This window comes from Tissierella sp., from assembly GCF_052089545.1.
In the GTDB taxonomy this organism is placed as follows: Bacteria; Bacillota; Clostridia; order Tissierellales; family Tissierellaceae; genus Tissierella_A.
Window position 1 is genome coordinate 1 of record NZ_JBQDAA010000221.1, and the last position, 3,669, is coordinate 3,669.

Genomic DNA, 3,669 nt, shown 5'->3' on the forward strand with positions numbered 1-3,669 from the left:
AAGACATCTAGGTAGTGATGTATTAGAAAGCTACTCAGCAGGAACAGAAGAATATCTAGAAGTAAAATCTTTAGCAGTTGAGGTTATGGAAGAGATTGGGATTTCTATGGATAATCATTATCCTAAGCTTTTAACAGATATACCAGAAGAAGTGGATATACTAATAACCATGGGTTGTGAAGTTGTTTGTCCTTTTCTTCCTTCAAAGCATGAAGAAGACTGGGGCCTCGATGATCCATCAGGAGGAACTATAGAAGATTTTAGAAAAACTAGAGATTTAATAGAAGAGAAAGTGAAAGATTTAATTGAAAGAATAAAAAATAATGAAATTTAGAAAACAAAAGTAGTGTATTGTTATGAAAAAAATGATAATTTTTGATCCAGCTATGTGTTGTTCAAGAGAAGATGGATGTTGTTAAAAGAAAAGGGTGGTGGTTATTATGTTCAAAAACTTCGATTTAAAAAATATGGAATTAACTAAATATTTATTTTTTACTGGCAAAGGTGGAGTAGGTAAAACTTAAACAGCTTGTGCAGTTGCAGTTTCCCTTTCTGATACTGGAAAGAAAATAATGCTTGTAAGTACGGATCCCGCTTCTAATCTTCAAGATGTATTTGAAACAGAGTTAAACAATAAAGGGATACCTATACAAGAAGTTCCAAATTTAGTAGTAGCAAACTTTGAACCAGAAAAGGCAGCAACTGAATATAAAGAAAGTGTATTAGCACCATATAGAGGAAAGTTACCGGAAGCAGCACTACAAAGTATGGAAGAACAACTTTCAGGATCATGTACAGTTGAAATAGCAGCTTTAAAAGAAGCTGAAAGAGCTTCTGTAGATCTGCATGATATAGGAGTAGATAAGCAACTATTAATAGTAAATGGAATACTTAAAGAACGCGATGATTATCTTTCTAATACAATCTATACAAAACAATAAGATGTATTAAAGGATATACCAATAGGATTTAGTGATATTAAAACCTTTAAAATACCACTAAGACCATATAATATAAGTGGACTAGAAAATATAAGATCTTTATTTAAGAGTAACAATATTAAACATAATCATGAAAAATTAAAGATTGATAATATACTAAACCTTAACAATGTAATAGAAGATCTATATAAATCTAATAAAAAAGTTATATTTACCATGGGAAAAGGTGGTGTAGGTAAAACTACTATTTCTTCTTATTAAATAATGGGTTTTCAAGAAGATTAGAAAAATCTAAATATATAGATAAACTTAAAAGATAAATTTAAAAAAGGTTTATTGACTGTAGTTATAGAGGAAGTACCTATTTTGGGTATTTAAATATCCTCCTGATTTAATTGTACCATGTGTAAGTAAAGAACTGTCCTACTTAGTGTAACCTATCCATATAGTATATTATATATTAGTTGAAGAAATTCCATGTTATACGTATAAAATAAAATGATTATAATTTTATTTTTATAAAGGGATTAATCCATATTTGAATTATGGAAGTTGGGAATAATATAAAATATTTCAATAATTTTACAAAGTTTTTCCTCCTATTATGATATAATGTAAATAATTGTCTTAATAGGAGGTTATTTCATGGTGTTGAAAAATAAAATCAGTAAATCTTTGATAATAATAGTTTTATCAACATTATTTATTTGTATAAATGATACTAAAGTTTCAGCTGATTTGAACTCACCTGTAAACATAAATCAACAAATTAAATTTTTAGAAGAAAAAAGAATATCACAAAATATATTTCTTGAAAAAAAACAAAATAATGCGATTGTTGAAGGCATGTTATCTTCTGAAGATGTTGAGAATAGACGAAATGATAAAATTGAAAAAGAAAATGAAATAAAAAAAGATCAAACAGACGAAACAGATACATATTCTGAAATAGTTAAATCTATTAGAAAATTACAAAGGAAAAAACGTGAATCTAAACAATCTGTAAATCAAAGGTCAAGGACTAATAGATATTATAAAAATACTAATATTCCTATAATTAAACACTCAGCACGCAAAGCAGAGCGTATTTCACTTAGTGAACCAGCTGATAATATTGTTCTTGGAAGAGAAGAAAGTACATCTGATAATCATTTATTAGGACAACTTGAAAATATAAAGAATTTGATAGATAAACCTGTTCAAAATAGAGGGCCTACAGTTATGGATTATAGTGATACAGAAATGTTTGAACGTATTGTTATGGCTGAAGCAGGTGGAGAACCTTACATAGGACAAGTAGCTGTTGCAAATGTTATACTAAATAGAGTTAAAAGTAATAGGTATCCTTCAACATTAAAAGAAGTTATTTTCCAAAACTCTCAATTCTCACCTGTTAAAAATGGTGTAATTCGTGGTCGAGCTCCAAGTCAATCTGTTAAAAAAGCCGTAGCTGAAGCATTAAAGGGTAGAATGATAGTACCTGAAAACACTTTGTATTTTGTTAATCCAGTTTTAGCAACAGATCAAACTGTACCACGTACCAAAACGCCAGTTAAAGTTATAGGCACCCATACTTTTTATAAATAATAGAAATAAATAATAACTATATAAATATTAGACAACAAAAATCAGATGATTTATTTTCATCTGATTTTTTGTGCTTAAATTAAAGAAATTGTTTTAATATAACTATAGTTAGAAAATGAAGTGCTAGATTAAATAGCTTGTAAATATTGTTAAAAAGTTAAATTTATTTAGTTATATTAATATGTTTTCTAATAAATAAATTATTGACCCTACCGGTCAATTTATGTTATAATATAAATTGACCGGTAGGGTCAGTGATTATAAAAGAAAGGTGATTAAAATAGAAGATTTACTTATAAATATAGATAAAGAAAAACGAGATAAGATTATAAATAGTGCAATGAAAGAATTTTCCACAAATACATTTGCAAAAGCTTCAACAAATGTGATAGTAGAAAATGCTGAAATATCTAAAGGGCTTTTATTTCATTATTTTGGTACTAAAAACAAGTTATACAACTATTTAGAGTATTTTTGTATTAAGGTTATTAGCGATGAAATAATAGAAAAACTAGATTGGAATCAAAAAGATTTCTTTTTAAGATTAAAAGAAATATCAATAATTAAATTTAGTTTATTAGAAAAGTATCCCTATTTATTTGATTTTGCAATTATTGTATTAGAGGATAAAACAATAGAAGGAATATCTGAAACCAATCCTGATTTTCCTATTGAACTTTACAGTCAAATATATACTTATAATATTGACTATTCTCTTTTTAAAGAAGACATAGATATAAAAAAGTCTATAAACATTATACGTTGGACTTTAGAAAAATATAGTGAAGAAATGAGAAGAAATATAAATTATACAGATATGAAATTTGACTATAAGATGATAGAAAAAGAAATATATGAATATATAGACATGCTCAAAGTATGTTTTTATAGATAAAAACCTAATACTTAATAAAAGGAGTGTTTTTTATGATCAGTGTTAAAAATCTTTACCATTCTTATAACAAAGATGATATTTACCAAGTAAAAGATGTGAGCTTTGAAGTTAAAAAAGGAGAAATATTTGGTTTTTTAGGACCATCTGGTGCAGGCAAATCAACTGTACAAAATATTCTTGTAGGACTTTTACAATTACAAGGTGGAGAGGCTACTGTTGCAGGATATGATATAAATAATATTTCAA

The 3,669-nt window shown here is 27.0% G+C and carries 4 protein-coding genes and 1 pseudogene; all 5 read left to right on the forward strand.

Translation table 11 applies throughout. From position 1 onward, the window contains the following. A partial coding sequence (locus tag ACTHW2_RS11860; RefSeq protein WP_442264124.1) for an arsenate reductase/protein-tyrosine-phosphatase family protein occupies nucleotides 1-334 on the forward strand: 334 nt, incomplete at its 5' end. A gap of 205 nt (nucleotides 335-539) precedes the next feature. After that, nucleotides 540-941: pseudogene (locus ACTHW2_RS11865) on the forward strand (ArsA-related P-loop ATPase); the annotation flags it as partial. A gap of 645 nt (nucleotides 942-1,586) precedes the next feature. Further along, entirely contained in the window at nucleotides 1,587-2,528 is a 942-nt protein-coding gene (locus ACTHW2_RS11870; RefSeq protein ID WP_442264125.1) for a cell wall hydrolase, read from the forward strand. A 271-nt stretch (nucleotides 2,529-2,799) separates the two neighbouring features. Then, nucleotides 2,800-3,423, forward strand: a complete 624-nt coding sequence (locus ACTHW2_RS11875; protein ID WP_442264126.1) for a TetR/AcrR family transcriptional regulator — start codon at nucleotides 2,800-2,802, stop codon at nucleotides 3,421-3,423. A gap of 32 nt (nucleotides 3,424-3,455) precedes the next feature. Then, on the forward strand, nucleotides 3,456-3,669 hold a 214-nt coding region (locus ACTHW2_RS11880), incomplete at its 3' end, for an ATP-binding cassette domain-containing protein (RefSeq protein WP_442264127.1).